General features: G+C 63.3%; 26 protein-coding genes. 17 read left to right on the forward strand and 9 right to left on the reverse strand.

Annotation, left to right across the window (positions count from 1 at the left end; genetic code table 11):
• Positions 1 to 172 precede the first annotated feature (172 nt).
• Positions 173 to 1,060: a succinate--CoA ligase subunit alpha gene (gene sucD / locus AC2TZ7_RS08085; RefSeq protein ID WP_075776193.1), complete on the reverse strand. Its 888-nt coding sequence runs from the start codon at positions 1,058 to 1,060 to the stop codon at positions 173 to 175.
• 5 nt (positions 1,061 to 1,065) lie between these two features.
• A complete protein-coding gene (gene sucC / locus AC2TZ7_RS08090; RefSeq protein WP_489866523.1) occupies positions 1,066 to 2,259 on the reverse strand; it encodes an ADP-forming succinate--CoA ligase subunit beta in 1,194 nt (397 codons plus the stop codon).
• 235 nt (positions 2,260 to 2,494) lie between these two features.
• Between sucC and AC2TZ7_RS08095 the strand changes: the two genes are divergently transcribed.
• On the forward strand, positions 2,495 to 3,559 hold the full coding sequence (locus AC2TZ7_RS08095; RefSeq protein ID WP_489866524.1) for a glycosyltransferase family protein: 1,065 nt from the start codon (positions 2,495 to 2,497) through the stop codon (positions 3,557 to 3,559).
• On the opposite strand, the gene AC2TZ7_RS08100 is transcribed toward AC2TZ7_RS08095, so the two are convergent.
• Entirely contained in the window at positions 3,546 to 4,724 is a 1,179-nt protein-coding gene (locus AC2TZ7_RS08100) for a hypothetical protein (protein ID WP_489866525.1), read from the reverse strand. The two genes, AC2TZ7_RS08095 and AC2TZ7_RS08100, sit on opposite strands and share 14 nt — an antisense overlap.
• A gap of 150 nt (positions 4,725 to 4,874) precedes the next feature.
• Complete coding sequence (mdh, locus tag AC2TZ7_RS08105) at positions 4,875 to 5,837, reverse strand: malate dehydrogenase (protein ID WP_078539780.1); 963 nt, start codon at positions 5,835 to 5,837, stop codon at positions 4,875 to 4,877.
• Positions 5,838 to 6,062: 225 nt separating this feature from the next.
• On the opposite strand from mdh, the gene AC2TZ7_RS08110 reads away from it, so the two are divergent.
• Positions 6,063 to 6,806 (forward strand): sulfite exporter TauE/SafE family protein, encoded by a 744-nt coding sequence (locus AC2TZ7_RS08110; protein WP_489866526.1) that lies wholly within the window; start codon positions 6,063 to 6,065, stop codon positions 6,804 to 6,806.
• Between the two features lie 9 nt (positions 6,807 to 6,815).
• Here AC2TZ7_RS08110 and AC2TZ7_RS08115 read toward each other — a convergent pair whose 3' ends face one another.
• Entirely contained in the window at positions 6,816 to 7,148 is a 333-nt protein-coding gene (locus AC2TZ7_RS08115) for a hypothetical protein (protein ID WP_489866527.1), read from the reverse strand.
• 176 nt (positions 7,149 to 7,324) lie between these two features.
• Between AC2TZ7_RS08115 and AC2TZ7_RS08120 the strand changes: the two genes are divergently transcribed.
• The 10 genes from AC2TZ7_RS08120 (at position 7,325) to AC2TZ7_RS08165 (ending at position 14,304) form a co-directional block, all read left to right on the forward strand.
• Positions 7,325 to 8,185, forward strand: a complete 861-nt coding sequence (locus AC2TZ7_RS08120; RefSeq protein ID WP_489866528.1) for an HpcH/HpaI aldolase/citrate lyase family protein — start codon at positions 7,325 to 7,327, stop codon at positions 8,183 to 8,185.
• A 12-nt stretch (positions 8,186 to 8,197) separates the two neighbouring features.
• Positions 8,198 to 8,749, forward strand: coding sequence for an NnrU family protein (locus AC2TZ7_RS08125; RefSeq protein WP_489866529.1), 552 nt, complete (start codon positions 8,198 to 8,200; stop codon positions 8,747 to 8,749).
• Position 8,750: 1 nt separating this feature from the next.
• Positions 8,751 to 8,954: a DUF1737 domain-containing protein gene (locus AC2TZ7_RS08130; protein WP_098410303.1), complete on the forward strand. Its 204-nt coding sequence runs from the start codon at positions 8,751 to 8,753 to the stop codon at positions 8,952 to 8,954.
• On the forward strand, positions 8,954 to 9,988 hold the full coding sequence (locus AC2TZ7_RS08135) for a MaoC family dehydratase (protein WP_489866530.1): 1,035 nt from the start codon (positions 8,954 to 8,956) through the stop codon (positions 9,986 to 9,988). The genes AC2TZ7_RS08130 and AC2TZ7_RS08135 overlap by 1 nt, the downstream gene beginning before the upstream one ends.
• 255 nt (positions 9,989 to 10,243) lie before the next feature.
• Positions 10,244 to 10,633, forward strand: a complete 390-nt coding sequence (sdhC, locus tag AC2TZ7_RS08140; protein WP_075776227.1) for a succinate dehydrogenase, cytochrome b556 subunit — start codon at positions 10,244 to 10,246, stop codon at positions 10,631 to 10,633.
• 11 nt (positions 10,634 to 10,644) lie between these two features.
• On the forward strand, positions 10,645 to 11,037 hold the full coding sequence (locus AC2TZ7_RS08145) for a succinate dehydrogenase, hydrophobic membrane anchor protein (protein ID WP_075776184.1): 393 nt from the start codon (positions 10,645 to 10,647) through the stop codon (positions 11,035 to 11,037).
• 13 nt (positions 11,038 to 11,050) lie between these two features.
• Complete coding sequence (sdhA, locus tag AC2TZ7_RS08150) at positions 11,051 to 12,856, forward strand: succinate dehydrogenase flavoprotein subunit (RefSeq protein ID WP_472157654.1); 1,806 nt, start codon at positions 11,051 to 11,053, stop codon at positions 12,854 to 12,856.
• Positions 12,856 to 13,143, forward strand: coding sequence for a hypothetical protein (locus AC2TZ7_RS08155; RefSeq protein ID WP_078539772.1), 288 nt, complete (start codon positions 12,856 to 12,858; stop codon positions 13,141 to 13,143). Before sdhA ends, AC2TZ7_RS08155 begins: the two co-directional genes overlap by 1 nt.
• Positions 13,144 to 13,160: 17 nt before the next feature.
• Positions 13,161 to 13,937, forward strand: a complete 777-nt coding sequence (locus AC2TZ7_RS08160; RefSeq protein ID WP_075776181.1) for a succinate dehydrogenase iron-sulfur subunit — start codon at positions 13,161 to 13,163, stop codon at positions 13,935 to 13,937.
• Between the two features lie 190 nt (positions 13,938 to 14,127).
• Positions 14,128 to 14,304 carry a hypothetical protein gene (locus tag AC2TZ7_RS08165; RefSeq protein ID WP_158522076.1) on the forward strand — a complete coding sequence of 59 codons (177 nt, stop codon included), beginning with the start codon at positions 14,128 to 14,130 and terminating at the stop codon, positions 14,302 to 14,304.
• A 69-nt stretch (positions 14,305 to 14,373) separates the two neighbouring features.
• Here AC2TZ7_RS08165 and AC2TZ7_RS08170 read toward each other — a convergent pair whose 3' ends face one another.
• Complete coding sequence (locus tag AC2TZ7_RS08170) at positions 14,374 to 14,838, reverse strand: MAPEG family protein (protein ID WP_489866531.1); 465 nt, start codon at positions 14,836 to 14,838, stop codon at positions 14,374 to 14,376.
• A gap of 100 nt (positions 14,839 to 14,938) precedes the next feature.
• Between AC2TZ7_RS08170 and AC2TZ7_RS08175 the strand changes: the two genes are divergently transcribed.
• Both AC2TZ7_RS08175 and AC2TZ7_RS08180 read left to right on the forward strand, forming a co-directional pair.
• On the forward strand, positions 14,939 to 15,514 hold the full coding sequence (locus AC2TZ7_RS08175) for a TetR/AcrR family transcriptional regulator (protein ID WP_489866532.1): 576 nt from the start codon (positions 14,939 to 14,941) through the stop codon (positions 15,512 to 15,514).
• Between the two features lie 82 nt (positions 15,515 to 15,596).
• Positions 15,597 to 16,454: an urea carboxylase-associated family protein gene (locus AC2TZ7_RS08180; protein ID WP_489866533.1), complete on the forward strand. Its 858-nt coding sequence runs from the start codon at positions 15,597 to 15,599 to the stop codon at positions 16,452 to 16,454.
• On the opposite strand, the gene AC2TZ7_RS08185 is transcribed toward AC2TZ7_RS08180, so the two are convergent.
• Entirely contained in the window at positions 16,451 to 17,383 is a 933-nt protein-coding gene (locus AC2TZ7_RS08185) for an ABC transporter ATP-binding protein (RefSeq protein WP_489866534.1), read from the reverse strand. The genes AC2TZ7_RS08180 and AC2TZ7_RS08185 overlap by 4 nt on opposite strands.
• 80 nt (positions 17,384 to 17,463) lie before the next feature.
• On the opposite strand from AC2TZ7_RS08185, the gene AC2TZ7_RS08190 reads away from it, so the two are divergent.
• Positions 17,464 to 17,670 carry a zinc-finger domain-containing protein gene (locus AC2TZ7_RS08190; protein ID WP_078519710.1) on the forward strand — a complete coding sequence of 69 codons (207 nt, stop codon included), beginning with the start codon at positions 17,464 to 17,466 and terminating at the stop codon, positions 17,668 to 17,670.
• Positions 17,657 to 18,100, forward strand: a complete 444-nt coding sequence (locus AC2TZ7_RS08195) for a globin domain-containing protein (RefSeq protein WP_489866535.1) — start codon at positions 17,657 to 17,659, stop codon at positions 18,098 to 18,100. The genes AC2TZ7_RS08190 and AC2TZ7_RS08195 overlap by 14 nt, the downstream gene beginning before the upstream one ends.
• A 22-nt stretch (positions 18,101 to 18,122) precedes the next feature.
• On the opposite strand, the gene AC2TZ7_RS08200 is transcribed toward AC2TZ7_RS08195, so the two are convergent.
• Positions 18,123 to 18,281 carry a hypothetical protein gene (locus AC2TZ7_RS08200; protein WP_176535967.1) on the reverse strand — a complete coding sequence of 53 codons (159 nt, stop codon included), beginning with the start codon at positions 18,279 to 18,281 and terminating at the stop codon, positions 18,123 to 18,125.
• 393 nt (positions 18,282 to 18,674) lie between these two features.
• Between AC2TZ7_RS08200 and polA the strand changes: the two genes are divergently transcribed.
• Positions 18,675 to 21,500 (forward strand): DNA polymerase I, encoded by a 2,826-nt coding sequence (polA, locus tag AC2TZ7_RS08205; protein ID WP_489866536.1) that lies wholly within the window; start codon positions 18,675 to 18,677, stop codon positions 21,498 to 21,500.
• Here the strand turns inward: polA and AC2TZ7_RS08210 are convergent.
• Entirely contained in the window at positions 21,494 to 21,730 is a 237-nt protein-coding gene (locus tag AC2TZ7_RS08210; protein ID WP_489866537.1) for a DUF2798 domain-containing protein, read from the reverse strand. The two genes, polA and AC2TZ7_RS08210, sit on opposite strands and share 7 nt — an antisense overlap.
• Between the last annotated feature and the right edge of the window lie 18 nt (positions 21,731 to 21,748).

The raw sequence follows: 21,748 nt of genomic DNA on the forward strand, positions 1-21,748 counted from the left end.
CAGCCGCAGAAAAAGACCGGCCCCCGTCGCTGCTTTCAAGCAGGGCGCATGCGACCGTCCCCGAAACGGGGAGGGAGGCGCGCCGTGCGATCCGCAGCGACATGGGTCCGGTCCTTTCCTTGGTCGGGATGCAGGGCCGCGTGCGCCGCGACCCTGCCAGTTTCGAGAGAGCTTATTCGCCCTTGATCGCTTTCATCACCGCTTCGCCCAGCGTAGCGGGGCTGTCAGCGACGACGATACCGGCCGACTTCATGGCCTCGATCTTGGATTCCGCATCACCTTTGCCGCCTGCGACGATCGCGCCGGCGTGGCCCATGCGGCGGCCGGGAGGGGCCGTGCGGCCGGCGATGAAGCCAGCGGTCGGCTTCCAGCGGCCTTTTTTCTTCTGCTCGGCGAGGAATTCCGCGGCTTCTTCTTCCGCCGAACCACCGATCTCACCGATCATGATGATCGATTCCGTTTCCGGATCGTCGAGGAACATGTCGAGCACGTCGATATGCTCGGTGCCCTTGATCGGGTCACCGCCGATGCCGACGGCCGAGGACTGGCCCAGACCCATATCGGTGGTCTGCTTGACCGCCTCATAGGTCAGCGTGCCCGAGCGCGACACGACGCCGACCGAGCCACGCTTGTGGATGTGGCCGGGCATGATGCCGATCTTGCAGGCGTCCGGCGTGATGACGCCGGGGCAGTTCGGCCCGATCAGACGCGACTTGGAGTCGATCAGCGCGCGCTTGACCTTCATCATGTCGAGGACCGGGATCCCCTCGGTGATGCAGACGATCAGTTCCATTTCCGCATCAATCGCTTCGAGGATCGAGTCAGCCGCGAAGGGCGGCGGAACGTAGATCACCGAGGCATTCGCTTCGGTCTTGGCTTTCGCTTCGTGGACCGAGTTGAAGACCGGCAGGCCGAGATGCTCTTGGCCGCCTTTGCCGGGGGTCACGCCGCCGACCATCTTGGTGCCGTACGCGATTGCCTGCTCGGAGTGGAAGGTGCCCTGCGAGCCGGTGAAGCCCTGGCAGATGACCTTGGTGTTTTCGTTGACGAGAACTGCCATGATTCTTAGCCTTTCACCGCTTTGACGATTTTTTCTGCGCCATCCGACAGGTTGTCGGCGGCGATGACGTTCAGGCCGGAATTCGCGATGATTTCCTTGCCTTTTTCGACGTTGGTGCCCTCGAGGCGGACGACCAGCGGCACTTCGAGGCCGACTTCCTTCACCGCAGCGATCACGCCTTCGGCGATGATGTCGCAGCGCATGATGCCGCCGAAGATATTCACGAGGATCCCTTTGACGTTCTTGTCCGAGGTGATGATCTTGAACGCTTCGGTCACTTTCTCTTTCGTGGCGCCACCGCCAACGTCGAGGAAGTTCGCGGGCTCGGCGCCGTAGAGCTTGATGATGTCCATCGTGGCCATTGCGAGGCCAGCGCCGTTCACCATGCAGCCGATCTCACCGTCGAGCGCGATGTAGTTGAGGTCGTATTTCGACGCTTCGAGCTCTTTGCTGTCTTCCTCGGTCTCGTCGCGCAGCGCGGCGATGTCCGAGTGACGGTAGACGGCGTTCCCGTCGAAGCCGAGCTTGGCGTCGAGAACCTTGAGGTTGCCGTCGGTCATGACGATCAGCGGGTTGATCTCGAGCATCTCCATGTCCTTCTCGACGAAGGCTTGGTAGAGCTTGCCGAGAAGACCGACCATCTGCTTCACCTGCGGGCCTTCGAGGCCGAGCGAGAAGGCGACGCGGCGACCGTGGAACGGCTGGTAGCCGGTGGCCGGGTCGATCGAGAAGCTGAGGATTTTCTCGGGCGTGTTCGCCGCGACTTCCTCGATGTCCATGCCGCCTTCAGTGGAGGCAACGATCGAGACGCGCGAGGTCACGCGGTCGACGAGCAGAGCGAGATACAGTTCGCGCTCGATGTCCGAACCGTCTTCGATGTAGATGCGGTTGACCTGCTTGCCCGCCGGGCCGGTCTGGTGCGTCACGAGCGTCTTGCCGAGCATCTGCTTGGCGAGCGTTTCAGCCTCTTCGACCGATTTGGCGAGGCGGACACCGCCCTTTTCGCCGGCTTCGGCTTCCTTGAAGTGGCCCTTGCCGCGACCACCTGCGTGGATCTGCGCCTTGACGACCCAGAGCGGACCATCGAGTTCGCTGGCTGCGGTCTTCGCTTCTTCGGCCTTGAGGACGACACGGCCGTCCGAGACCGGTGCGCCATAGCTCTTGAGAAGCTGTTTGGCCTGATATTCGTGGATATTCATCCTTGGATACCCCATGCTGGTGCGATTTGAGGGGGTTCTAGGCTGTTAAGCGGGGCGTACAAACCGAAATCGCGACAATCTGCCCCACTCGCCCGGAAAAAGCGACTTACGTGATCACAGCGCGGAAAGGTGTGATCACAAATCGGAAAATGCTGCGCTGTGGCATGGGAGCACTGGCACGACTCGGTTAATTGAACCTATCTGCGCAGAGGGCATCGGCAGGAATCGGATTTAGATGACGCAAGGGCAAGATATGCCGCGCTGGGGCGTGGTGGCGACGGTGGACGAACCCGCAGCGCTGGTGGCCGCCTATGTCGCGCATCACCTGGCGATCGGCGCGAGCGAGGTCCACGTCTTTTTCGACCGCCCGAACCCCGAAGCCGAGGCGCTGCTCGCCCCGGTCGACGGCGCGTTCATTCACCATTCCGGCGATGACGGCTGGGCGCGAAGCTGGCGCAAGAAACGCCCCGCGCGCCATCAGGGTCGCCAGAAATACAATGCGACCCGTGCGCTGGCCGAAACACAGCTCGATTGGCTGATCCATTGCGACGCGGATGAATTCGTGAGCCTCGCGCGCCCGCTCGAATGGGAGCTGGCGAAGACGGGGGAGCAGAAAGCGTGGCTGCGGCTGGAGGTCGATGAGCGCTGCTATCTCGACCGCACTCCGGGCGCAGATATTTTCGGCGGTGTGTTCCGGCGGCGTTGGGACGGGTTTCAGGACGACGGGCTGATGTTCTACGGCTTCCGGTCGCGCTTTCTTAAGAAGGGTCTCGCGGGTCATGTCGCCGGAAAACCTGTCGTGCGGGCTGGGCGCGGCTACGCGATCGGGGTGCATTTCCCGCTCAAAGACTGGGACAGCAAGGAAAACGATCTGCCCTATCGGCCCAGCTATAACGGTCGGCTGATGCATTTCGACGGTCTGACGCCGTTGCACTTCCTCCTCAAGATGCTGCGCCGCGCCACGACGAAGGTGCAGGGGCAGCCCGTGCCCTATGTCGGGTCCCGCAAGGCGCAATTCGCCGGGGCTGCCGAGCGCGCCGCCGATCCCGCCGAGCTGAAAAAGCTGTGGTGGGAGGTGCAGGGGATGCAAGATTACGAGGCCGATGAGCTGGAAGCCCATGAGCTGCTGATCCGGCCAGACGTGAAGATCGCGGACGAAACCCGCGCGCTCTTCGGCGACAAGGTCGATCTGTCGCCCGCCGCCTTCGATCGCGCGCTGCTCCTCCACGAGGCCGAGCTAATCGCGCGGCTGCGCGAGGAATTCGGTTTCGACCCGGAGCCGCTCGTCAGTTCAGCGTGAACATCATCATGCCGGTCCGCCGCCCGACCAATCGCGAAAAACGCGTCCAGTTCTCGGGCGTCAGCATCGGCGTGTCGGTGAAATAGGGATCGAGCGCCCAGCCCTGAACCACCCCGGTCAGCGGCAGCGGCGCGGGATTTTCCAGCCACGCCCCCAGATCGACCCCGACCGGCACGCGCCAGAAGGGGAAGGACTTCTCGCTCGTCAGCAGCGCTTCGCCATCGCTCAGCACCGCACGCCACGTCTCGCCCAGACCGTCGGGAAATTCGACGCCAAGCGCCTGATCCTGCGCGTCGCTCGGGATCCATTCCGCCTGATTGTCGGTCTCGGCCTCGGCCAGTTCCCAGAACTGCCGGTTCTGCGCGATCATCGCAAGCCAATGGTCGCGCGCGGCACGGGTGCGCGTCGGATCGGGTTGCTGGTGGAGCATGTCGAGCACCGCCGCCGCCGGGTCGATGAAGCTGAACATCATCATCCCGTCCAGCGACGTGACTTGCCCGGTGCCCGTCGCCCTGTCGCGCGCTTCCACGAGTTTCGCATAGGTGTCCATCACGCGGGCGATGGCCGGTTCAGGATCGAAGGCGAGGGTCAGTTCGCCCACGCCCGAGATCAGATGCGTATAGGCCGAAAGCCAGGCCGCATCCGCATTGTCGAAGCGCACGATCCGCGAGGCGCCTGGGGCGGCTTCGGGTGCGCGGGGCATGAAAGCGCCACGCAACAGCGTCACCGCGTCTTCGCCCCCGTCACGCGCGCCATTGCCATTCAGGTCAAACCAGAGATCGTTCAGGTCGATCGCAAGACCGAATTCCGGCCCAGCGGCCAGCCCGTCGAGCGCGGAATTGGCGCGATCCATGCCAGCGATCAGCGCTTCGCTTTGGCGCGTGACCGCATCGGCGGTGAAGGTTTCGCGCGGTGCGTCGCGCCCGCCGGGGACGTTGCCGATGAATGGCATCAGGAGACGGGCAGCGCCCGCTTCCATCTGCCAACGCATCGTCGCTTCAAGACTTGCGAGGAATTCCAGCCCGCCGAGCGCGAAACGGTCCTTCGGGGAAAGCGCGTCCCGCGATTGCAGACCGGCCAGCACCGGCGCGATCCCCTCCGCCCCGATCTGCGCCGAGATCGGATCGGCGGTAGGCGCCTCGCTTCGCGCGATCTTGGCGGTCACCGGCCCGTCCTGCGCGTGCGCGCTAATCGGCGAAAGGGCGAGAAGAACGGCAAGACACGGGGCGAGACGGGCGGAACACATGGCACTCTCCAAAACAAAGGGCGCGCCGAGAAAGGCGCGCCCCAAGTTTGGATCAGTCGTGTCTTTCGATCAAGCGAGCGTGCTGTCGATGCCCTTGCAGGCGGCGACGAGGCCTTTGACCGCGTCGACCGACTTGTCGAACATCGCCTGCTCGTCCTTGTTGAGCTTGATGTCGATGACCTTCTCGATGCCCTTGGCGCCGATCACGGTCGGCACGCCGACATAGAGACCGTCGAGGCCGAGCGCGCCTTTGACGTAGGCTGCGCAGGGCAGGACGCGCTTTTGGTCTTTCAGATAGGCTTCCGCCATCTCGATCGCCGAGGTGGCCGGGGCGTAGAAGGCCGAACCGGTCTTCAGCAGGCCCACGATCTCTGCGCCGCCGTCACGGGTGCGCTGGATGATCGCGTCGAGTTTCTCTTGCGTGGTCCAGCCCATCTGCACGAGGTCGGGCAGCGGGATGCCGCCAACGGTCGAGTAGCGTGCGAGCGGCACCATCGTGTCGCCGTGGCCGCCGAGCACGAAGGCGTTCACGTCGCGCATCGAGACGCCGAATTCCAGCGACAGGAAGTGACGGAAGCGAGCCGAGTCCAGAACGCCCGCCATGCCGACGACTTTCTCGGCCGGCAGGCCGGAGAATTGCTGCAGCGCCCAGACCATCGCGTCGAGCGGGTTGGTGATGCAGATGACGAAAGCGTCCGGTGCGTGGGCTGCGATGCCTTCGCCGACCGATTTCATGACCTTGAGGTTGATGCCCAGCAGATCATCGCGGCTCATGCCCGGCTTGCGCGGAACGCCAGCCGTCACGATGCAGACATCCGCGCCCGCGATACCGGCGTAATCGTTGGTCCCCTTGAAGGAGCCGTCGAAGCCCTCGGACGGGCCCGATTCCGCGATGTCGAGCGCTTTGCCCTGCGGCGTGCCTTCGGCGATATCGAACAGAACGACGTCACCGAGTTCCTTGATGGCGGCGAGATGGGCGAGCGTGCCGCCGATCTGGCCGGCGCCGATAAGGGCGATCTTGGGTCTGGCCATTTGGTCCTCCGGGTGGATGGATTGGAAAATAGATCGCAGGTGGAGTAGCTCTTTGGCTCGCAAAGGGCAAGGGCGCTGCGCTGCGGCGACACTGTTTGTATGCACTCGTATGCCGAAACTGTCCGCGCGCGTCCGCCCACGGTTCCGTTTCGTCACGTGCCGTGCAAGCAAGAGGGCAAGACGGGGCAGAGCGATTCTGTGACCCGCAGGGAAGGGAGCACAGGAATGGAGTTGAGCCTGCTCGGTTGGGCGCTTGCGCTGTTCGCGGCGGTGATGGTGGGGCTGTCGAAAGGCGGTATTCCGATGGCGGCCTCGCTCTCGGTCCCGATCCTGACGATCGTCATGCCTCCGGTGGCAGCGGCGGGCCTCTTGCTGCCCGTCTATATCATCGCGGACATGTTCGGCCTCTGGGCCTATCGCAAGGAATTCGACAAGCGCGTGCTCGCGATCATGATCCCGGCCACGACGCTCGGGATCGGCATCGGCTGGGCCACCGCCGAGGTCGTGTCCGAGCGGTGGGTCACGCTGATGGTCGGCGTGATCGGTGCGGTCTTCGCATTGAACGCGCTGTTACGGCATCGGCATGGCGCGCGACAGGAGGCGAAAGTCGCGCCGGGCCTGTTCTGGGGCACCATCGCGGGGTTCACCAGCTTCGTTAGCCATTCGGGCGCGCCGCCGTTTCAAGCTTACACGATCCCGCTGAACTTGCCGAAACAGGTCTTCGCGGGCACGGCGACGGTGCTCTTCTCCTATGTAAACCTCGCGAAGCTCGGTCCCTTCATCGCGCTGGGCGAGGTGAACTTTGACAGCCTCGGCACCGCGCTGATCCTTGCGATCCCCGCCTCGGCCTCGGTGTTCCTTGGTGTCTGGCTTGTGAAGCGGATGCCCACGGAGATTTTCTTCAAGGTGGTGATTTGGGCGCTTCTGCTGATCTCGCTGAAGCTGATCCAGCAAGCGATCACCGGGTGAGGGCGGCCCCTAGAGCGCCGCGTCCTTTCCCTTGAGCGTCCCGTCGAGCTCCTCGAACGCTTCGCCCGAGGCGATCAGGCAACTCACGCCATCCGCCGGTGTGACGATGATCGTCCAGTTGCCCGCCTCGGCTGCGAAAATCTCCAGCACGGAATTATTCGAGGAGAGCGCCACCATGCGGCGGCTCTCGTGATATTTCGCTTCGAGATTGGCCACGATCTCGTCTCGCTTGCCACAGGCGCGCGACGGATCAGACGGGTCCTGCGTCTCTCCGAAAGAAGCCTGTGCGAAGCCGATCGCTGCGGCCAGGCCGAGCGTTAGCACATAAGTTTTGTTCAGCATTTTGATCCCTCTGAGGTCATCATCAAAGAGTGACCGGTCAGCTGTCAAGAAAGCTTTACGTCGCGACCCCGTATCGCTGAGCGCTGTGATTTTTCTGCGTTGCGGCAAATCGGGGCTTGCCGATTCTGTCCCATTCGTGCGATTTGGCGAAAGAAAATTGCGAGATGGAGAATCAAATGGCCCGCCCGACCCGTTCCGTGCTCTACATTCCCGGCTCGAAAGAGCGTGCGCTGGAGAAGGCCACCGGGCTTGCCTGTGACGCGATCATCTTCGATCTCGAAGACGCCGTGGCGATCGACGAGAAGGCCAATGCGCGCGCGCTGCTCGCGAAGACGCTGACCGAGGCCGATTACGGTCCGCGCATGAAGATCGTGCGGATCAACGGGCTCGACACCGAATGGGGTCGCGAGGACGTGCTGGCCTTCGCCGACGCGATCCGTAACGGCGCCAAGGTCGATGCGATCTTGATCCCGAAAGTCTCCACCCCCGCCGATCTTATCGCGGTGGCCGATCTCATTCAGGGCGTGCCGCTTTGGGCGATGATGGAGACCGCGCTGGGGATGCTCAACGCGGGCGAGATCGCGGCCTATCCGCGGCTCGAAGGCATGGTGATGGGCACCAACGACCTCGCGAAGGAATTGGGCAGCCGTTTCCGCGCCGACCGTCTGCCGATGCTGCCGGGGCTGGGCCTGTGCCTGCTGGCGGCGAAAGCGCATGGCAAGATCATCGTCGATGGCGTCTATAATGCCTTCAAGGATGACGAGGGGCTCAAACTCGAATGCGATCAGGGCCGCGACATGGGCTTCGACGGCAAGACGCTGATCCACCCGGCGCAGCTTGCGGTCTGTAATGCCGCCTTCGCGCCCTCGGAAGCCGAGATCGATCTCGCCCAACGCCAGATCGCTGCCTTCGAGGAAGCCGAGAAGGCCGGGCAGGGGGTTGCGGTCGTGGATGGTAAGATCGTCGAGAATCTGCATATCGTCACCGCGCGGCAAGTCCTCGCCAAGGCGGAGGCGATTGCCGCGCTTGGCAGCTAAGAGGCAATCGCAATGGCACTACTCATCCTCGGCGTCCTGATCTGGTCGCTCGCACATCTGGCAAAACGGATCTTTCCGGGCTTCCGGCGCGCGCTCAAAGGGGCCGAGCGTCCGATGGTCGCAGCCCTCGTCCTGATCAGCCTCGTTCTGATGTTCGTCGGCTGGCGCGCCAGCGATCCGGTCTTCTACCTCTGGACGCCGAACGCGGCGCTCAAGGGGATCAACAACCTGCTGATGATCTTCGCGGTCTACCTGTTCGCGGTTTCGGGCATGAAGCTCTGGCTCAGCGGCAAGATCCGTCACCCGCAGCTGACCGGCGTGAAGACCTGGGCCTTGGCGCACCTGCTGGTCAATCCGACCCTGCCGGGGATCATCCTGTTCGGCGGCCTGCTGGCTTGGGCGGTGGTCGAGGTCATCCTGATCAACAAGGCGTCGAAGCCCGCCAAGGTCACGCCCGAGGTGAAGATGGGCAAGGAAATCGGCGGGATCGTCGGCACGCTGGTCCTCTACGGCCTGATCGCCTCGATCCACATTTGGTTCGGCTACAACCCGTTCGGAGCCTGATATGCAGATCTACCGCCTTCTGACCGAGGACGACACCTCGGCCTTTTGCCACAAAGTGAGCCTCGCGCTCTCGAAAGGCTGGGCGCTGCATGGCGATCCGCAATATGCCTTCGATCAGGCGAAGGGTGTGATGCGCTGTGCGCAGGCCGTGACCAAAGAGATCGAGGGGGAGTATCACCCCGACATGAAGCTGGGAGAGCAATGATGGGCAAGACCAATCCGGGCCGTTTCTTCGAGGATTACAAGCTGGGCGACGTGATCCGTCACGCCGTCCCGCGCACCGTGGCGGAAGGGGAGCGCGCGCTCTATCACGCGCTCTATCCTGCGCGCCATGCGCTCTATTCCTCGGACGAATTCGCGGCGGCCTGCGGATTGGAGGGCTCGCCGATCGACGATCTGATCGCCTTCCACGTGGTGTTCGGCAAGACCGTGCCGGATGTCTCGCTCAATGCGGTGGCCAATCTTGGCTATGCGGAAGGGCGTTGGCTGAAGCCGGTCTATCCCGGCGACACGCTGCGCTCGGAATCCGAGGTGATCGGGGTCAAGCAGAACTCCAACGGTAAGTCGGGCGTGGTCTATGTCCGCACCCGCGGGCTGAACCAGGTGGGCGAGACCGTGCTGGAATATGTCCGCTGGGTGATGGTGCGCAAAGGCGATCTGGATGCGCCTGCGCCCGAGACCGTGTTGCCCGATCTGGCATCGGTCGTGGCGCCTGCGGACTTGGTGATTCCCGATGGGCTGAACTTCGACGATTACGATTTCGATCTGGCGGGCGAGCCGCATCGCTGGGGCGATTACGAGATCGGCGAGAAGATCGACCATGTGGACGGCGTCACCATCGAGGAAGCCGAGCACATGATCGCCACGCGCCTGTGGCAGAACACCGCCAAGGTGCATTTCGACGCGACCTTCCGCGAGGACGGCCAGCGCCTGATCTATGGCGGGCACGTGATCTCGATGGCGCGGGCGCTGTCGTTCAACGGCTTGGCTAACGCACAGATGATCGTGGCGCTCAATGGCGGGGCGCATGCCAATCCCTGCTTCTCGGGCGACACGGTGAAGGCATGGTCGGAAGTGCTCGACAAGGCCGAGACCGGCGCGCCCGGCGTGGGCGCGATCCGTCTGCGTCTGGTCGCCGTGAAGCAGGGCGCGCCCGAGTTCGCCTATAAGGGAGAAGACGGCAAATACCTGCCCGAGGTCCTGCTCGATCTCGACTACTGGGCACTGATGCCGATCTGATCCCGGCTCGAGAGACTCACTCGCGGGGGCAGAGCGCCCGCGAGCGTTAACATGTGATCACGCACAGAATTTATGTGATCACAAAGCGAATTTTTCGCCGTTCTTTATGCGCAAATGACAGGTTTTCAAGCTTGCCCCCCGTGACTTGGGAGAATTTTGCGCTAGTAAAAGAGCCAATTCCGGCCAGCTCCGCGCCAGCGCGTGCCTCTTCCAGAGGCCGACGAGAGCGCCGAGCCCAGCGAAAAGGGACCGATCATGGCTGAAGCGAAACAGGTTGAGCGTCCGCTTTCCCCGCACCTTCAAATTTACCGCCCGCAGATGACGTCTTTCTCGTCGATCATGACGCGGATCACCGGCAACGGCATCATCGTCGGCGTGCTGCTGCTCGTCTGGTGGCTTCTCGCCGCCGCGACCAGCCCCGACTACTTCAACTTCGTGAACGCGATCGCGACCTCGTGGTTCGGCGATCTCGTCTTCACCCTGTCGTTGCTGGGCGTTTGGTATCACTACCTCGCCGGCATCCGGCACCTCATCTTCGATGCGGGTAAATACATGGACATCAAATCCGCCGAGATGCTCGGCTGGATCTGCACCATCGGTTCGGTCGTGCTGACCGTGCTGACCCTCATCATCATCCAATTCTGACGGAGGCCCTCATGCGTTACCTCACCGACCGCAAGCGCGCCGTGGGCAAGGGCGCCTCGGGCACCGGCCCCGAGCATCACTGGTGGATGTCGGCCTCGGCCGTGGCTCTCGCCTTCATGATCCCGACCTGGCTCTACATCGTCGGCACCACGCTCGGCGCCGATCAGCAGACCGTGATCACGACCTTCTCGAAGCCCTTTCCGGCCATCCTGACCGCGCTGGTCGTGATCGTCGGCATGCGCCACTTCGCGAAGGGCACCGAGATCTGGATCGAGGACTACATCCACGGCACCGCCGCAAAGGCGACCAAGATCGCGATGCATTCGCTGGCTTACGTGATCATGGCGACCGCACTCTATGCACTCGGCAAGATGGTCTTCATCGGCCTTCTGCTGGGCAACTGAACGGGACGAGATAATGGCTGCTTACGAATACGAAACGCATAATTACGACGTGGTCGTGGTCGGCGCCGGTGGCTCGGGTCTGCGCGCCACGCTCGGCATGGCCGAACAGGGCCTGCGCACCGCCTGCGTGACCAAGGTCTTCCCGACCCGCTCGCACACGGTCGCCGCACAGGGCGGTATCGCTGCTTCGCTGGGCAACATGGGCCCGGACAGCTGGCAGTGGCACATGTACGACACGATCAAGGGCTCGGACTGGCTCGGCGATAACGACGCGATGGAATATCTCGCGCGTCACGCCCCCAAGGCCGTCTACGAGCTGGAACATTACGGTGTGCCGTTCTCGCGCACCGAAGAGGGCAAGATCTACCAGCGTCCCTTCGGCGGCCACACCACCGAATACGGTGAAGGCCCGCCCGTGCAGCGGACCTGTGCCGCCGCGGACCGCACCGGTCACGCGATCCTGCACACGCTCTACGGTCAGTCGCTCAAGAACAACGCAGAGTTCTACATCGAGTATTTCGCGATCGACCTGATCATGTCCGATGACGGGCAGTGTCAGGGCGTCGTCTGCTGGAAGCTCGACGACGGCACCATGCACGTCTTCAACGCGAAGATGGTGGTTCTGGCGACCGGCGGTTACGGTCGCGCCTATTTCTCGGCCACCTCGGCCCATACCTGCACCGGCGACGGTGGCGGCATGGTCGCGCGGGCCGGCCTTGCGCTGCAGGACATGGAATTCGTGCAGTTCCACCCGACCGGCATCTACGGCTCGGGTTGCCTGATCACCGAAGGCGCACGCGGCGAAGGCGGTTACCTGACCAACTCCGAAGGCGAGCGCTTCATGGAACGCTACGCGCCGACCTATAAGGATCTGGCGTCGCGCGACGTGGTGTCTCGCTGCATGACGATGGAGATCCGCGAAGGCCGCGGCGTGGGCGAGCACAAGGACCACATCTTCCTCAACCTCAGCCACCTTCCGCCGGAAGCCCTGGCCGAGCGTCTGCCGGGCATCTCGGAATCGGCGAAGATCTTCGCCGGCGTCGACGTCACGAAAGAGCCGATCCCGGTTCTGCCGACCGTTCACTACAACATGGGCGGCATTCCGACGAACTACCACGGCGAGGTCATCAACCCGAAAGAGGGCGACCCCGATGCGATCGTGCCCGGCCTGATGGCCGTGGGCGAGGCGGGTTCGGCGTCTGTGCACGGTGCGAACCGTCTGGGCTCCAACTCGCTGATCGACCTCGTGGTCTTCGGCCGTGCCGCTGCGATCCGCGCTGGCAAGGTCGTCGACGCGGATGCGTCCAACCCGGTCATCCCGAAAGCCAAGATCGACGCGATCTTCGAGCGCTTCGACAAGGTGCGCTACGCCGATGGCGGCACGCCGACGGCTCAACTGCGCGACGAGATGCAGCGCACGATGCAGGCGGATGCGGCGGTGTTCCGCACCGACAAGACGCTGGCCGAAGGTGTCGAGAAGATGAAGGCGGTCGCCGCCAAGCTCGACGATCTCAAGGTCACCGACCGTTCGCTGATCTGGAACTCGGACCTGATGGAAACGCTGGAACTCGAGAACCTGATGCCGAACGCGCTGGCGACCATCGTCGGGGCCGAGGCGCGCAAGGAAAGCCGCGGGGCGCACGCCCACGAGGACTATCCCGATCGCGACGACACCGAATGGCGCAAGCACTCGATCATGCATGTCGAAGGCGCGAACGTCGATCTGACCTTCCGCCCGGTCCACATGGACCCGCTGACCCCCGAGGATCAGGGCGGGATCGAGATCAAGAAGATCGCGCCGAAGAAGCGGGTCTACTGATGCGTCACGCACCGGCATATGGGCTTCTCGCGGCAGGGCTTGGCCTTGCCGCCTGCGGCCCTATTCCGGTCGAGCAGGCAGAGCGCCAGTGCTACGCCCAGTTCGCGCCCAAACCGCCCATCTCGGGCGAGGCGGGTATGGGGGTGACCAGTGACGGCTTCCGCTCGAACATGAAGGTCGAGCTCAATGTCGGGGCCTATGTGCAGGGCGATCCTTCTGCGGCCTACGACTCCTGCGTTTTCAGAAAATCCGGCCGAATGCCCACGCGGCCGCTCTATTCGTACTGACGGAAAGGGGACCAACCATGGTTCAGTTCACGCTTCCGAAGAATTCCAAGATCCGCGTCGGCAAGACCTGGCCGAAGCCGGATGGCAAGAATATCCGCAAGTTCCAGATCTATCGCTGGGACCCGGATACCGGGGAGAACCCGCGTCTCGACACCTATTTCATTGATATGGATAAGTGCGGGCCGATGGTTCTCGACGCGCTCTTGAAGATCAAGAACGAGATCGACCCGACGCTGACCTTCCGCCGCTCCTGCCGCGAAGGCATCTGTGGCTCCTGCGCGATGAACATCGACGGGATCAACACGCTGGCCTGTATCTACGGCCTCGACGAGATCAAGGGCGACGTGAAGATCTACCCGCTGCCGCACATGCCGGTGGTGAAAGACCTGATCCCCGACCTGACCATGTTCTACGCCCAGCACGCGTCGATCATGCCGTGGCTCGAGACCAAGACGAACCGGCCCGAGAAGGAATGGCGTCAGTCGATCGAAGACCGCAAGAAGCTCGATGGTCTGTATGAATGCGTCATGTGCGCCTCGTGCTCGACCTCCTGCCCGAGCTACTGGTGGAACGGCGACAAATACCTCGGCCCGGCAGCGCTGCTGCACGCCTATCGCTGGATCATCGACTCGCGCGACGAAGCGACGGCAGAGCGTCTCGATCAGCTCGAAGACCCCTTCAAGCTCTATCGTTGCCACACGATCATGAACTGCACCAAGACCTGCCCGAAAGGTCTGAACCCGGCGAAAGCGATTGCCGAGATCAAGCGGATGCAGGTCAACCGGGTCGTCTGATCTGATGTATATATTGGGGTGATCCTATGGTTCACCCTCAACGATTTGTGGAAAGGGCGGCGCGAGCCGCCCTTTTTGCTGCGTTGCGGCAAATGCATATCGCACATGCAGCATTTTGGGTTTGAATCCGCGGAAAAATCCCTAAATCGGGTGTCAGGGAGGAACTCGAAACGTGACTGGAGAGAGTTCCATGGTCGACATCGTCAAATTCCCCAAAGGGGCGCAACCGATCCAGGTGGCCGAAGAGCATCTGGCTTACTACACCCCTGAAAAGTCCACGCCCGTATTCATCCCGACCGCGAAGACCGAAAATACCGACGGTCTCGAAGCGGTTGAGCTGATGTACGAGTATTACACCGCGGCTTGAGCGGTGACCTCCCGAAGAGTTCTGTCGTGACTGCCCCGGCTTCGGTCGGGGTTTTTCTTTGTCTGACGCTCAGGTCAGCGCGACAACGAGCGTATGGGCCGCCATGTAGATTACGATCAGCGACCCAACCGTGTAGAAGGTCGCGCGGATTTCATGCGATTGCGCCGTGGCATAGGCCCAGAAATGCGCCAGCCGCACGATGACAAACCCGTAGAGCAAGGTCTGTGCGAGCCACAGGGCAGGGTCGATCAGCACGAACAGGAACCCTGCGACCCAGAACGCGGGAATGTTTTCCAGATCGTTCCGATGCATGCGGCGCGAGCGGTCGACGTAGTCGTTGAGCGCCAATTGGGATGGGTCCGGTGCCCGGTTGATGAGGCCGGGGCGCAGATCCTCGGGGCTGGCGAGCCCGGAATTGCTTTTCAGCATGCGATAGACGGTCATCCAGCCTTGGCCCATGACCTTGAGCACCATGAGCGCGGCCGCGATGACATAGGTCGCGAGAACGGGGTTTTGCATGCTGAGGTGATCCAAGGTCCGCTCCTTATCTCTTGGCCATCCGAAGGGGTGGACCAATGTGCTTACCATTGGTAAGGATAGGCTTACCTTTGGTAAGCCGTCAAGGAATTCGAACATGGCTACGCCCAAGACAGACGCTGAGATCCTGAAAATCGCGCGCGACATTCTCGCGACCGAAGGGCTTGGTGGCGTATCTTTCGATGCCATCGCCCGCAGGTTGGGACGTTCGAAACAGGCGGTGCTCTACTGGTATCCGACGAAACAGGCGCTTCTGGCGGCGATGTATCTACCCTGGCTCGAAGCAGAGACGGAAGCGGGTCTGGAGGCGTTGCGATCCGCCTCTGAGGGCAGGGCGGCTATCGCAGGATTCGTGCGGGCCATCGCGGCGTTTCACTTCAGCGACCTCGACCGGTTCCGGGCGATGTATCTCATGCCTCAGACCCTGAAGCGGACCGGGCAGGACGCGACAGCGGCCGGGTTCGTGGCGCAAGTTCACCCCGTAACGGACCGCCTGTATTCCGCGCTTGCGGATCACTGCGGAGGCGATCGCCAGCAAGCCGTTGCGATCCATTCGGCGGTTCTGGGGATGGTGATGCTCTTCGGGCTTGCAGACAGTCTCGATGATCCACTGAAACATTCGCAAGATGAGATGACGGAGGCGCTGATATCGCGCCTTACCGGAGCGAAGTAAGGCCAGTCTTCAACACGATCCTCGCGGAGGTGCCTTTTCATTTCCCGCCAGACAGGCAGAGTGACGGCAATAAGGAGGCCCCATGCACCCAACGCCCCAGTTTTTGGCGCCCGAAGACGCCGAAGCCCGCCGCGCCATCGCGCCGGTGATCTGTTACCCGACCGATGCGCTGCCTGCGCCGGACCTGTCCGCCTATCGCGCCGTGCGTGAGGGCTGGGAAAAGATCGTCGATCTGCGCGTGCCCCCGCGCGAGGCGCTGGCCTTCGACGTGCCTGCCGGGCATTTCTTCCGCATCGCTTCGGTCGAGGGGCCGCAGGTGGGCGATCTGAACCTGTTCTCGGCAGATCTGTCAGAGCGGTTCTATTCCGGCAAGACGCGTGCACTGCATGGCACGCATCTGAGCCGCGGCGACCGGATGTGGTCGGGCTTTCCGACGATGCGCCCGCTGGCGACGATCACCGAGGATACGCTCGACTGGTATGGCATCGACGCATTCGGCGGCGCGGTCCATGACGTGATCGGCACGCGCTGCGATCCTTATACGCATTGCCTGCTGTCCGATGGCGGGCAGTATCACCATTGCTGCCATTCCAACCTGACCCGCGCGCTGGCCGAGGCGCGCGATCTGCCGCTGCGCGAGGCGGAGGCGCTGGTGCATGACGTGCTCAACGTCTTCATGTGCACCGGCTTCACCCGCGACACCGGGCAGTATTTCATGAAGGCGAGCCCGGTGCGCCCCGGCGATTATCTCGAATTCTTCGCAGAGACCGATCTGCTGGGCGTGCTCTCGGCCTGTCCGGGCGGGGATTGCTCGTCCGAGCACAGCTCGGACACGGCCGCCTGCTATCCGCTGGACGTCGAGATCTACCGTCCGAAATCAGCGCCCGAAGGATGGACGCCGCCTGCGCCCAACGCCTACGACCGCAGCCACGGGCTTTAACGGTTCGAGGTCAGCGAGACGAAGACTTCCTCCAGCCCGGGCTGTTCGCTCGCGATGTCGCGAATCTCGACATCGGCTGCGCGCAGCGCATCGAGGATATCCTCCGCCGAGGTCTGCTCGCGCGAGTAGGAAAACGCCATCTGCCCGCCCGGGCGGGTTTCCATGGTGACGCCTTCGGGCAGGCGAATCTCTTGGCTAACCTCATTGCGCGGCTCGACCACCAGCGCCTTGCGGTCCATCCGCTTGAGCAGGTTCGGCGTGGTGTCGCGCACGATCAGCTCGCCATTGTTGATGATCGCGATCTCGTCGCACATCTCCTCGGCTTCCTCGAGGTAGTGCGTCGTCAGAATGATCGTCATGCCCTGCTCGTTGAGCTTGCGCACATTGCGCCACAGCATCGCGCGCAACTCGATATCGACGCCTGCGGTCGGCTCGTCCAGCACGAGGATCTGCGGCCGATGCACCAGCGCCTTGGCCAGCAAAAGCCGCCGCTTCATCCCGCCCGAGAGGTTGCGCGCATAGGCCTCGGCCTTGTCCGACAGGCCCACCAGTTCGAGAATCTCATCGGTCCAACGCTCGGATTTCGGCACGCCGTAAAGCCCCGCCTGCATCTCCAGCGCCGCGCGCGGCGTGAAGAACGGGTCCATGTTCAGCTCCTGCGGCATCACCCCGATCGCGGCGCGCGACTGGCGCGGGTTCACGTCCTGATCGAATCCCCAGATCACGACGCGCCCGTCGGTTTTCTTCACCAGGCCCGCAAGAATATTGATCAGCGTGGACTTGCCCGCCCCGTTCGGCCCCAGCAGCCCGAAGATCGAGCCTTCCGGGATCGACAGGTCGAGCCCCTTCAACGCTTCCTTCGGTGCCTGCTTCTTGCCGCCTGCATAGGTCTTGCGCAGCCCGGTAACTTCGATTGCCTGCTGTTCCAACTTGCCCCGCCTTTCGCGATTGCTAGAATGAAGCCCAAATTCAGGGCGCGGTTTTCGTGCCTTATATAGACGGAGCATCCATGACTGCCACCCATTCGCCTAATGCCCCCGAGGCACCCGAGACCGAGGTCGTCACCACCTGGAAGGTTGCCTGCGATGGCGGCGAGGGGGCGTTGGGTCATCCGCGCGTCTGGCTGTCGATCCCGCGTGACACCGGTTTCGTCGAATGCGGCTATTGCGACAAGAAATATGTGATCGACCGCGATCACGCGCATGACGATCACTGAGCCACTTCTGCCGCCCGAGCGCGCGGCGCGGGTGAAAGCCAGCGCGGCGCGGCTCGACTTCGAAGACCCGTCGCTGTTTCGCGACGCCTTCGCGCGGCTCTTCGCGGTCCATCCCGAGCTTGATCAGCTGCTGCCCAACAGCGAAGGCGGGCAGCAGCTGAAATATGCTGCGATGATGGAGGTGATCCTCTCCACGCTTGATCCACCCGAGGAACAGGAACTGGAACTGCCCGGCCTCGGTCAGATGCATGTGCTGTTTGGGGCCGAGCCGGACTATTACGTGTGGCTGTCAGAGGCGGTGATCGCAGGCCTCGCGGCCAAGCTGGGCGATCACTGGACGCTCGAACTGGCCGCCGACTGGGCCGAGTTGTTCAGCAAGGTCTCGGCGCAGATGATGGCCGGGGCCGCGGCGCTGGAAGATCAACTCTAGGCGCCGGTTAGCCTGCCGCGCCTCACTTGTCCTTCTTCGCCGCCGCTTTCATCCGTTCGAGCAGCGCAGCCTTCGGGTCTTTCTTCCCGTAGGGCGTCTTGTCGGAGCCATAGGCGTTGTGCTCGGCATGTTTGGGCGTGTTCTTCGGCGGCTTCGCGCCGCCCATCTTGGAATAATCCATCGGTTCGATCCTTTGCGGTTGCCGCTTGAGATGGGGGATTTCAGGGAAGCTGGCAAGGGCTCTCCGCATATCCTTGGGCACGGGCGACCAGCCCGGGCCGCGCCCGACTCTCCCCCGGGAGGGCGCATTGGCGATGGCGCGCGGGCCCGGCGGTCTTTCGGGCTTGCGAGATGAACTGCCCAAACCAGACCACAGCGAAGCACCCACCCAAGGCTCGGGCGCGGCCCTTGTCGCGAAACTCAATCGCCACCCCTGCGCCGCGACGCGCGGCGCGTTCGCCGCTGAAGGCTTCCACTGGAATCCTTCCGAGACGCGGCTCACCCCCCGATCCTCTTCCCCTCCGCACCCCCCTGTGGCACAACCGGGGCCAACGCGCGAAGGAGGGCTCTCGCAATGGCATTCGGCAAAGGCTGTCACCTGCATCTTATCGACGGTTCGGCCTTCATTTTCCGCGCCTATCACGCGCTGCCGCCGCTCACGCGCAAGTCCGACGGGCTGCCGATCGGGGCGGTCGCGGGTTTTTGCAACATGCTGTGGAAATATATCGAGGACGCCAAGGGCTCGGACGCGCCGACCCATGCGGCGGTGATCTTCGACAAGGGCAGCCACACCTTCCGCAACGACCTCTACGATCAATACAAGGCCAATCGCGACGCCATGCCCGAGGAACTGCGCCCGCAGATCCCGCTGACCCGCGACGCGACCAAGGCGTTCAACATCGCCTGCGAGGAACTGGCGGGCTACGAGGCCGACGACATCATCGCGACGCTTGCCCGTCAGGGCCGCGAGGCGGGCGGCCGTGTGACGATCATCTCCTCGGACAAGGATCTGATGCAGCTCGTCGGCGGCGGCGTCGAAATGTTCGACGCGATGAAGAGCCGCGCCATCGGCGTCGAGGAGGTCGAGGCCAAGTTCGGCGTCGGCCCCGAGCGCGTGATCGACGTGCAGGCGCTTGCCGGCGACTCGGTCGACAACATCCCCGGTGCGCCCGGCATCGGCGTGAAGACGGCGGCGCTTCTCATCAACGAATACGGCGATCTGGAGACGCTGCTGGAGCGCGCCTCCGAGATCAAGCAACCCAAGCGCCGCGAGACGCTGATCGAGAAGGCCGACCAGATTCGCCTCTCGAAGCAGCTGGTGACGCTCGACGATCAGACGCCCATCGAGTTCACGCTCGACGATCTGGAAATCCGCGAGCCGGATGTCGATACGCTGATGGGCTTCCTCAACGAGATGGAATTCCGCACGCTGACCCGCCGCGTGGCCGACAAATTCGGCGCCGAGCCGCCGCCCCCGCCGGAAGTCTCGGACGTGCCCGCCAGCCATGACGATACGGCACCCGAGGTCGAGCAGCCGCCCTTCGATCCCGAAAGCTATGTCTGCATCCGCGATGCCGAGACGCTGACGCAATGGCTCGATGAGGCCCGCGCGAAAGGCTGGGTCGCGGTCGATACCGAGACCACCTCGCTCAACGAGATGCAGGCCGAACTTGTGGGCGTGTCGCTTGCCATCGAAGCGGGGAAGGCGGCCTATCTGCCGCTCGGGCATAGCAAAGGCGAAGGCGATCTGTTCGGTGGAGCCGAGCGCGTCGAAGGTCAGATGGACCTCGAAGAGGCGCTCGCGCTGCTCAAGCCCGTGTTGGAGGATCCGGCGATCCTGAAGATCGGCCAGAACATGAAGTATGACTTCAAGATCTTCGCCCGTCACGGCATCCGCGTTGCGCCCATCGACGACACGATGCTGATGTCCTACGCGATGTTCTCGGGGCTGCACGGTCACGGGATGGATGCGCTCTCGGATCGCTACCTCAACCACCAGCCGATTCCGATCAAGGAGCTGATCGGCTCCGGCAAGAGCCAGATCACCTTCGACAAGGTCGAGATCGACAAGGCCACACGCTACGCCGCCGAGGACGCCGATATCACGCTGCGCCTCTGGCAGCAGTTCAAGCCGCGGCTCCATCGCGAGCGTGTCACCACCGTCTACGAGACGCTGGAGCGCCCGATGGTGCCGGTGCTGGCCGATATGGAAATGGCCGGCGTGAAGGTCGACGCCTCGGTGCTGTCGCGCATGTCCAATGCCTTCGCGCAGAAGATGGCGCAGCTCGAAGACGAGATCGCCGAGATCGCGGGCCAGCCTTTCAATGTCGGCTCGCCGAAACAGCTCGGCGAGATTCTGTTCGACACGATGGGCGTCGAGGGCGGCAAGAAGGGCAAGACCGGGGCGTATGGCACCGGGGCGGATGTGCTCGAAGACGTGACCACGATGGAGGACACCAACCCGCAGGCTGCGAAGCTGGCGGCGCGTGTGCTCGACTGGCGGCAGATCTCGAAGCTGAAATCGACCTATACGGATGCGCTGCAAACCCATGTGAACCCGGAGACTGGCCGCGTTCACACTTCCTATTCCATCGCGGGCGCGAACACCGGGCGTCTGGCCTCGACCGATCCGAACCTGCAAAACATCCCCGTGCGCTCCGAGGAAGGCCGCCGCATCCGCGAGGCGTTCGTCGCGCGCGAGGGCTGCACGATCGTCTCGCTCGACTATTCCCAGATCGAGCTGCGCATCCTCGCCCATGTCGCCGACCTTCCCGAGATGCGCGAGGCCTTCAAGGAGGGCTTGGACATCCACGCGGCCACCGCCTCGGAGATGTTCGATGTGCCGCTGGATCAGATGACGCCCGAGATCCGCCGTCAGGCGAAGGCGATCAATTTCGGGGTGATCTACGGGATTTCGGGCTTCGGTCTGGCGCGCAACCTGCGCATCCCGCGTGCCGAGGCGCAGGGCTTCATCGACCGCTATTTCGAGCGTTTCCCCGGTATCCGCAAATACATGGACGACACCGTGGCCTTCGCGAAAGAGCACAAATTCGTCCAGACCCTGTTCGGGCGCAAGATCCACACGCCGGATATCGGCGCGAAGGGACCGTCGGCGGGCTTCGCCAAGCGCGCGGCCATCAACGCACCGATCCAAGGGGCAGCCGCCGATATCATCCGCCGTGCCATGGTGCGGATGCCCGAGGCGATCGCGGGTATTCCCGCGCGGATGCTGCTACAGGTGCATGACGAACTGATCTTCGAGGTCGAGGATGCGGCCGTCGACGATCTGATCAAGACCGCCCGGGCCACGATGGAAGGCGCGGCGGAGCCTGTGATGAAGCTCACGGTGCCGCTCGTCGTCGATGCGGGGCAGGGGGAAAGCTGGGCCGCCGCTCACTGAGCCGCGGGCTGACGCACCAGCAGATTGGTCACGCGCCGCGCGATCGGCGCGACGACCAGCACCGACGGGTAGGCGAGTATCCAACTCGAAATCCAGCTCGAAGCCCAAAGCGCCACGAAGTCCTCGGCCAGCCCAGCTGCGCGGAAAGTGGCGACGCCCGAGACCAGAAGCGACATGATCCCCGAGAGGATCAGGCTGAACAGCAGATGGGCGTAGCGGGCGGGGATCATCGGGGTCACCTCATGTGG

The sequence above is a fragment of the Thioclava sp. ISO4 genome, from assembly GCF_058105145.1.

Excerpts from the sequence above, each read along its gene's own strand:
- sucD (WP_075776193.1), bottom strand. The coding sequence starts at position 1,060 with ATGGCAGTTCTCGTCAACGAAAACACCAAGGTCATCTGCCAGGGCTTC.
- sucC (WP_489866523.1), bottom strand. The coding sequence starts at position 2,259 with ATGAATATCCACGAATATCAGGCCAAACAGCTTCTCAAGAGCTATGGC.
- AC2TZ7_RS08095 (WP_489866524.1), top strand. The coding sequence starts at position 2,495 with ATGACGCAAGGGCAAGATATGCCGCGCTGGGGCGTGGTGGCGACGGTG.
- mdh (WP_078539780.1), bottom strand. The coding sequence starts at position 5,837 with ATGGCCAGACCCAAGATCGCCCTTATCGGCGCCGGCCAGATCGGCGGC.
- AC2TZ7_RS08110 (WP_489866526.1), top strand. The coding sequence starts at position 6,063 with ATGGAGTTGAGCCTGCTCGGTTGGGCGCTTGCGCTGTTCGCGGCGGTG.
- AC2TZ7_RS08115 (WP_489866527.1), bottom strand. The coding sequence starts at position 7,148 with ATGCTGAACAAAACTTATGTGCTAACGCTCGGCCTGGCCGCAGCGATC.
- AC2TZ7_RS08120 (WP_489866528.1), top strand. The coding sequence starts at position 7,325 with ATGGCCCGCCCGACCCGTTCCGTGCTCTACATTCCCGGCTCGAAAGAG.
- AC2TZ7_RS08125 (WP_489866529.1), top strand. The coding sequence starts at position 8,198 with ATGGCACTACTCATCCTCGGCGTCCTGATCTGGTCGCTCGCACATCTG.
- AC2TZ7_RS08130 (WP_098410303.1), top strand. The coding sequence starts at position 8,751 with ATGCAGATCTACCGCCTTCTGACCGAGGACGACACCTCGGCCTTTTGC.
- AC2TZ7_RS08135 (WP_489866530.1), top strand. The coding sequence starts at position 8,954 with ATGGGCAAGACCAATCCGGGCCGTTTCTTCGAGGATTACAAGCTGGGC.
- sdhC (WP_075776227.1), top strand. The coding sequence starts at position 10,244 with ATGGCTGAAGCGAAACAGGTTGAGCGTCCGCTTTCCCCGCACCTTCAA.
- AC2TZ7_RS08145 (WP_075776184.1), top strand. The coding sequence starts at position 10,645 with ATGCGTTACCTCACCGACCGCAAGCGCGCCGTGGGCAAGGGCGCCTCG.
- sdhA (WP_472157654.1), top strand. The coding sequence starts at position 11,051 with ATGGCTGCTTACGAATACGAAACGCATAATTACGACGTGGTCGTGGTC.
- AC2TZ7_RS08155 (WP_078539772.1), top strand. The coding sequence starts at position 12,856 with ATGCGTCACGCACCGGCATATGGGCTTCTCGCGGCAGGGCTTGGCCTT.
- AC2TZ7_RS08160 (WP_075776181.1), top strand. The coding sequence starts at position 13,161 with ATGGTTCAGTTCACGCTTCCGAAGAATTCCAAGATCCGCGTCGGCAAG.
- AC2TZ7_RS08165 (WP_158522076.1), top strand. The coding sequence starts at position 14,128 with ATGGTCGACATCGTCAAATTCCCCAAAGGGGCGCAACCGATCCAGGTG.
- AC2TZ7_RS08175 (WP_489866532.1), top strand. The coding sequence starts at position 14,939 with ATGGCTACGCCCAAGACAGACGCTGAGATCCTGAAAATCGCGCGCGAC.
- AC2TZ7_RS08180 (WP_489866533.1), top strand. The coding sequence starts at position 15,597 with ATGCACCCAACGCCCCAGTTTTTGGCGCCCGAAGACGCCGAAGCCCGC.
- AC2TZ7_RS08190 (WP_078519710.1), top strand. The coding sequence starts at position 17,464 with ATGACTGCCACCCATTCGCCTAATGCCCCCGAGGCACCCGAGACCGAG.
- AC2TZ7_RS08195 (WP_489866535.1), top strand. The coding sequence starts at position 17,657 with ATGACGATCACTGAGCCACTTCTGCCGCCCGAGCGCGCGGCGCGGGTG.
- AC2TZ7_RS08200 (WP_176535967.1), bottom strand. The coding sequence starts at position 18,281 with ATGGATTATTCCAAGATGGGCGGCGCGAAGCCGCCGAAGAACACGCCC.
- polA (WP_489866536.1), top strand. The coding sequence starts at position 18,675 with ATGGCATTCGGCAAAGGCTGTCACCTGCATCTTATCGACGGTTCGGCC.
- AC2TZ7_RS08210 (WP_489866537.1), bottom strand. The coding sequence starts at position 21,730 with ATGATCCCCGCCCGCTACGCCCATCTGCTGTTCAGCCTGATCCTCTCG.